Below are 6,202 nucleotides of genomic sequence, written 5' to 3'. Positions count from 1 at the left end.
AAGGCCTGTCCATCGAGGTCAAGGGCCGCGACCTGATGCAGGGCGTGCCCCGCGAGGTCCGCATCAGCGAGAAGCAGGCGTCCGACGCCCTGTCGGAACCCGTTGGTCAGATCGTCGATGCGGTGAAGATGGCGCTGGAAGCCACCCCGCCGGAACTGGCTTCCGACATCGCCGACAAGGGCATCATGCTGACCGGCGGCGGCGCCCTGCTGCGCGGCCTGGACGCCGAGATCCGCGACCATACCGGCCTGCCAGTGACGGTGGCCGACGATCCCCTGTCCTGCGTGGCTCTGGGCTGCGGCAAGGTCCTGGAACATCCCAAGTGGATGAAGGGCGTTCTGGAATCTACCCTGGCCTAGGACTTGCTTGATCGAAGACGGTACGGCCACAGCCCAATTGCCTCTGGCGGGGAGACGATCTTAGGTGTCCTTCCGGGACAATCCTCTGGGTGAAATCCGGGTGCCGCTGGTCTGGACGGCCGGCGTCGCCCTGGTCGTGGCCGTCGTCGTGGCGGTGACCCTGCTGCTCGGCGACCGCCGCGAGACCCTGCGCAATGAGGCCTATGGCGTGACCCGCGAGGTCAGCGACGCCGTAGCCGCGCCTGTGTCGGGGGTGGTGTCGGCGCCCGTCCACTGGTTCGGCGCCCTCTCGGACGGGATCAGCCAGTATTTTTTCGCGGTGTCCGAGAACCGCCGCCTGCGCGCCGAGCTGGAAGAGGCCGCCCAGCTGCGCCAGGAGGTCCTGGGCTTGCGGGACCTGAACGAGCGCTACCGCGACCTGCTGGGCCTGCAGACCGATCCGCCGATCCCCATGGTGTCGGCCCGGGTGGTCAGCGACTCCCGGGGACCCTTCGCCAACACCCGCCTGGCCAACGCCGGGCGCGAGCGGCAGGTGCGGGTGGGCAACCCGGTGATGAGCGAATATGGCCTTGTGGGTCGGGTGGTGGGTGTGACCCGGGGCGCCAGCCGCGTCCTGCTGCTCACCGATATCGCCTCGCGCACGCCGGTGATGGTTGACCGCACCAACGCCCGGGCCATCCTGGCCGGAGACGGCGGCCCCAACCCCAAGCTCGAATATCTCCGCGGCCATGACCCGGTGAAGGAAGGCGATCGCATTGTCACCTCCGGCGACGGGGGGCTGATGCCCCGGGGCCTGCCGGTGGGCGTCGCCGTCAAGGGCGTCGACGGCGCCTGGCGGGTGGTGTTGAGCTCTGAGGCCGGCGCCATCGACTTCGTGCGCATCCTGCTGTTCGAGGACTTCGCCCAGCTGGTCGACCAGGACGAACTGAACGCCCGCAGCGAGCCCCCCGCCGATGGCGTCCTGCCGGCCGTGGGCGTGACCTCGCCGCCGCCGCCGACCCCTGCGCCGGCAACGTCTGCGCCAGCCGCCCGCCCGCCTGCGGCCCAGGCCCCAGCCCCCAGGACCCCCGCGCCCAAGGCGCCGGCCGCCAAGGCGGCGCCTGCGCCGGCGCCGAACCAGCCTGCGCCATCCCCTGAAGCCGCCGCGCCGCCGCCGGTCGAGGAGCCGGTCTTTTGAGCCTGACGGCGACGAGGCTTGACCCCTGGCGCTGGCTCGGCGCGCCGATGCTCCAGTGCATGGCCGCCACCATCCTCTTCAGCCTGCCAATCCGGGTGTTCGGCTGGGGTCTGCCCGAGCCCGTCTTCTGCATGGCGCCGGCCTTCGCCTGGGCTATGATCCGGCCCTCCATCGCCGCGCCCTTCGGGGTGCTGACCATGGGCCTGTTCCTGGATATCTTCTGGGGCGGCCCGCTCGGACTTTGGGCGCTCTCCCTGCTGGTGGCCTATGGCGCGGTGCTGGGCGCGCGGAACATGATGGTGGGACAGAGCCGGCCCATGATGTGGATCTGGTTCGCGGCGGCTTGCGCCGTGGCCCAGACCGTGGGCTTCCTGGTCACCCAGCTCGATGTCCGGGCGACCCCGAACCTGTTGGCCATGCTCTGGCAATTCCTCGCCACAATCCTGCTGTATCCATTTGCGCACCGGCTGATCGACAGGTTCGATGACGCCGACGTGCGGTTCCGATAGGGGGCGACGGCGTTGAGCGAGCCGTCCATCTTTTTCTCCGAGGTCAATGAACGGCAGGGGGCCTTCCACCGCCGCAGCTTCCTGCTGGGCGGGTTCGCCGGGGCCGGGCTGCTGGCCCTGGGCGGACGTCTGGCCCACCTGCAACTCCTGGAAGCCCAGCGCTATCAGAAGCTCTCGGCCTCCAACCAGTTCAACTTTCGTCTGGTGCCGCCGCCGCGGGGGCTGATCGTCGACCGCAACGGCGCGGTCCTGGCCACCAACCGCCCCAACTTCCGCCTCCTGGTGGTCAAGGACGGGGAGCACGAGCCTGGCGAGACGCTCAAGACCCTGGCCCACTTCGTGCCCCTGGACGAGGCCCGCCAGGAGCGCCTGATGCGCGAGTTCGAGCGCACCCCCAACCGCACCCCGGTGTCGGTCATGGAGGACATGACCTGGGAGCAGTTCTCGGCGATCAATGTCCGCGCGCCGGAAATGCCGAATGTCACCGCGGATATGGGCGAGGTGCGGGTCTATCCGCACGGCGGCGCCTTCGCCCACGTCATCGGCTATGTAGCCAAGGTGAACCGCGAGGACCTCACCGAGACCGGCCCGAATTCGGAGGCCATCCTGCTGCATCCGGGCTTCCGGATCGGTCGTCAGGGGGTGGAGAAGGCCTTTGATCTGGACCTGCGCGGTCGCACCGGCGCCAGGAAGGTCGAGGTGGACGCCCGCGGCCGCGAGATCCGCAACGACACCGACGGGGACATCCCCGCAGCCCCAGGCAAGACGGTCGAGCTGACCCTGGATGTGGACATTCAGAACCGGGCTCTGGAGGTGATGGGCGACGAGAGCGGCGCCATCGTCGTCATGGACTGCCGGTCGGGCGACCTGCTGTGCATGGTGTCGGCGCCCAGCTTCGACGCCAACCGCTTCGTGCGCGGCCTTTCCACCGCCGAGTACCGGGCCCTGGCGGACTATGAGCGCCGGCCCCTGCTCGACAAGGCCATGAGCGGCACCTACCCGCCTGGCTCGACCTTCAAGATGACCACGGCGCTGGCGGCCTTGGCGGCCGGCATCAATCCTGAGGAGCGGATTCACTGCTCGGGCGGGTGGCGGTTCGGGGGGCGGACCTGGCGCTGCTGGCGCCATGGCGGGCACGGCGCCCAGAACATGCACGACGCCATCAAGAACTCGTGCGACGTCTACTTCTACCAGGTGGCCCTCAGAATGGGCCCCGACCACATCGCTCGGGCGGCCAAGGCCCTGGGCTTCGGCCAGGCCTTCGACATCGGCATACCCGGTCAGCGGACCGGGGTGGTGGGCTCCACCGACTGGAAACGCACCCAGGTCAAGCGCGACCCCACCTGGCATCCCGGCGATTCGGTCAGCTACGGGATCGGCCAGGGCTACATCACCGCCAACGGCCTGCAGCTGGCGGTGATGACCGCCCGACTGGCCAATGGCCGCAAACAGCTCAACCCACGACTGGTCAAGTCGGTGGGCGGTGTCGAGATGCCGCCTGGGGACGAGGTGCCGAACCTGCCGTTCTCGCAGGAGCATCTGGACTATGTGCGCGCCGGCATGATCGCCGTGGCCAACGACCGCAGCGGCACGGCCTTTCGGCAGAGCCAACTGGGCCTCGGCGACGTGCTGATGGCCGGCAAGACCGGCACTGCCCAGGTCCGCAGCTATGACGGGGTGGCCAACCGTGACAGCCGCAGCGTCCGCTGGGGGCTGAAGGACCACAACCTCTATGTCGCCTTCGCGCCCATCGACCAGCCGCGCTACGCGATTTCGGTGATCATCCAGCACGGCGGGCTGGGCGGCGCCACGGCCGCCGCGCCGCGGGCCCGGGAGGTCATGCGGGTGGCCCTGCTGAAAGACCCGGAGATCCGGGCCCGTATCGTCCAGCCCATGCCGCTGCCTGATGTCACCGACCTGCCTCCCGTGGGGGAGGCGCCGGAAGGCGCGGTGGCCGCGCCGCCGCCCCTTGATCCAGGTGAACCCACATGACCATGAGCGCGCTGAGCCGTCCGGGCGAACGCGACCGCCTGGTGGTCAAGTTCACCCAGATCGACTGGACCTTCGCCATTGCGCTCTGCCTGCTGGCCGGGACGGGGGCGTTGATGATGTTCTCGGTGGCCGGCAGCTCCTGGGAGCCGTGGGCGGGGCCGCATCTGTTCCGCTTCGGCTTCTGCTTCGTCCTGATGATCGCGCTGGCCCTGTTCGACGTGCGGGTCTGGTTCGCGCTCGCCTATCCGATCTACGGGCTGGGGCTGCTGCTGCTGCTGGCGGTGGAGTTCGTGGGCGACACGCGCATGGGCGCGACCCGGTGGCTGGATCTCGGCTTCATGAGCTTCCAGCCGTCAGAAGTGATGAAGGTCGGCATCGTGCTCGCCCTGGCGCGGTTCTATCACGGTATCTCGGCTGAGGACGCGCGCCTGTCCTGGTGGCTGATTATCCCGGCGCTGATGATCGCCGCCCCCGTCCTGCTGGTCGCCCATCAGCCGGACCTGGGGACCGCCATGCTGATCGCGCTGACCGGGGCCGCGGTGGTGGTCCTGGCGGGGCTGTCCTGGAAGATCATCGGCGCAGCCGTGATCTCCTTCGTCGCGGCCGTACCCATCATGGTGATGTTCGTGCTGCACGAGTATCAGCGGGCGCGGGTGCTGACCTTCCTCGATCCGGAGAGCGACCCGTCCGGCTCCGGCTATCACATCCTGCAGTCGAAGATCGCGCTGGGCTCCGGCGGCTTCTTCGGCAAGGGCTATGGGCTGGGCTCGCAGAGCCAGCTCAACTTCCTGCCCGAGAAGCACACCGACTTCATCTTCGCCACCCTGGCCGAGGAGTTCGGCTTCCTGGGGTGCGCCCTGGTGCTGGCCCTGTTCGCGGCGGTCATCTTCATGGCCCTGCGCACCGCCTCCCTGGCCCACAGCCACTTCGGACGGCTGGCGGCCGCTGGGGTGACGGCGACCTTCACCCTCTATGTGCTGATCAACGGGGCCATGGTCATGGGTCTGGCGCCGGTGGTGGGGGTGCCCATGCCGCTGCTCTCCTATGGCGGCACGGTGATGCTGACCGTGATGATCGGCTGGGGGCTCGTCCAGTCGGTGCGGGTGCACCGCTATACCGAGGTCACCAGCGGCAAGGGCGCGTTCGTCTAAAGGCGCTAGCCGGCTGGCGCTAACCCGCCAGGGCCTGGTCGGTGGCGCGCACCAGGGCGTCCACGACGCCGGGCTCCGTGGAGGCGTGGCCGGCATCCCAGACCACGTCCAGCTTAGCTTCTGGCCAGGCCTGGCTCAGACGCCAGGCGGCGTCCATCGGCGTGACGACATCGAACCGACCCTGGACGATCCAGCCGGGAATGCCGCGGATCTTGTCGATGTTCTTCAGGATCCAGCCGTCTTCCGGGAAGAAACCGCGATTGACGAAGTAGTGGCATTCGATCCGCGCAAAGGCGATGGCGAAGTCCACCTCGTTGAACTTTGAGGGCCGCGCCTCGGGCCCGCGGATGGAGATGGTGTCGCCTTCCCATTGGCTCCAGGCCGTCGCCGCCTCGGCCTGCACCCGGCGGTCGGCATGGGTCAGGCGCCGGTGATAGGCGCCCATCAGATCGTGGCGCTCCTCCTCCGGAATCGGCGCCAGGAAGTGGGCCCAGGCGTCGGGGAACAGCATGGAGGCGCCGTCCTGATAGAACCAGCGCAGCTCTTTCTCGGTGAGCAGGAAGACCCCGCGCAGGACCAGGCCCTCGACCCGGTCGGGATGGGTGATGGCGTATGCGAGCGCCAGGGTCGACCCCCAGGAGCCGCCGAACACGGTCCACTTCTCGACGCCCAGCTTGACCCGCAGCCGCTCGATATCGGCGATCAGGGTCCAGGTGGTGTTGTGCTCCAGCCGGGCGTTGGGGTGAGAGCGGCCGCAGCCCCGCTGGTCGAACAGCGCCATCCGCCACTTCGAGGGATCGAAGAAGCGCCGCATGGTCGGGTTGATCGCGCCGCCCGGGCCGCCGTGCAGGATCAGGCAGGGCTTACCGTCGGGGTTCCCGCACTCCTCATAATAGACCTCGTGCTCGCTCTCGGTGGCGAGCCAGCCATGGGCGAAGGGCTCGTTCTCGGGGAACAGCCCACGACGTTGGGCGGGCGATGAGACGGCGGTGAAAGGGGAGGGGCGATCCATGT

At 68.8% G+C, this 6,202-nt stretch carries 6 protein-coding genes; 5 read left to right on the top strand and 1 reads right to left on the bottom strand.

Translation table 11 applies throughout. The features are described 5' to 3' along the window. The 5 genes from Q8L83_RS05885 to rodA all read left to right on the top strand — a co-directional run. On the top strand, positions 1-359 hold a 359-nt coding region (locus Q8L83_RS05885), incomplete at its 5' end, for a rod shape-determining protein (protein ID WP_305285356.1). Positions 360-423: 64 nt separating this feature from the next. Then, positions 424-1,536 carry a rod shape-determining protein MreC gene (gene mreC / locus Q8L83_RS05880; protein WP_305285355.1) on the top strand — a complete coding sequence of 371 codons (1,113 nt, stop codon included), beginning with the start codon at positions 424-426 and terminating at the stop codon, positions 1,534-1,536. Between the two features lie 47 nt (positions 1,537-1,583). Next, a complete protein-coding gene (locus tag Q8L83_RS05875; RefSeq protein WP_370868359.1) occupies positions 1,584-2,045 on the top strand; it encodes a hypothetical protein in 462 nt (153 codons plus the stop codon). A gap of 12 nt (positions 2,046-2,057) precedes the next feature. Then, the gene (mrdA, locus tag Q8L83_RS05870; protein WP_305285352.1) at positions 2,058-4,037 is read left to right on the top strand and encodes a penicillin-binding protein 2; all 1,980 of its coding nucleotides are present in this window, start codon (positions 2,058-2,060) and stop codon (positions 4,035-4,037) included. Further along, complete coding sequence (gene rodA, locus Q8L83_RS05865) at positions 4,034-5,188, top strand: rod shape-determining protein RodA (protein ID WP_305285351.1); 1,155 nt, start codon at positions 4,034-4,036, stop codon at positions 5,186-5,188. The genes mrdA and rodA overlap by 4 nt, the downstream gene beginning before the upstream one ends. 19 nt (positions 5,189-5,207) lie before the next feature. On the opposite strand, the gene pip is transcribed toward rodA, so the two are convergent. Beyond that, entirely contained in the window at positions 5,208-6,200 is a 993-nt protein-coding gene (pip, locus tag Q8L83_RS05860) for a prolyl aminopeptidase (protein WP_305285349.1), read from the bottom strand. Between the last annotated feature and the right edge of the window lie 2 nt (positions 6,201-6,202).

It is taken from the genome of Phenylobacterium sp., from assembly GCF_030680185.1.
In the GTDB taxonomy this organism is placed as follows: domain Bacteria; phylum Pseudomonadota; class Alphaproteobacteria; order Caulobacterales; family Caulobacteraceae; genus Phenylobacterium.
The sequence above is the reverse complement of the archived record's forward strand: the minus strand, read 5'-3'. Positions and strand labels throughout refer to the sequence as shown.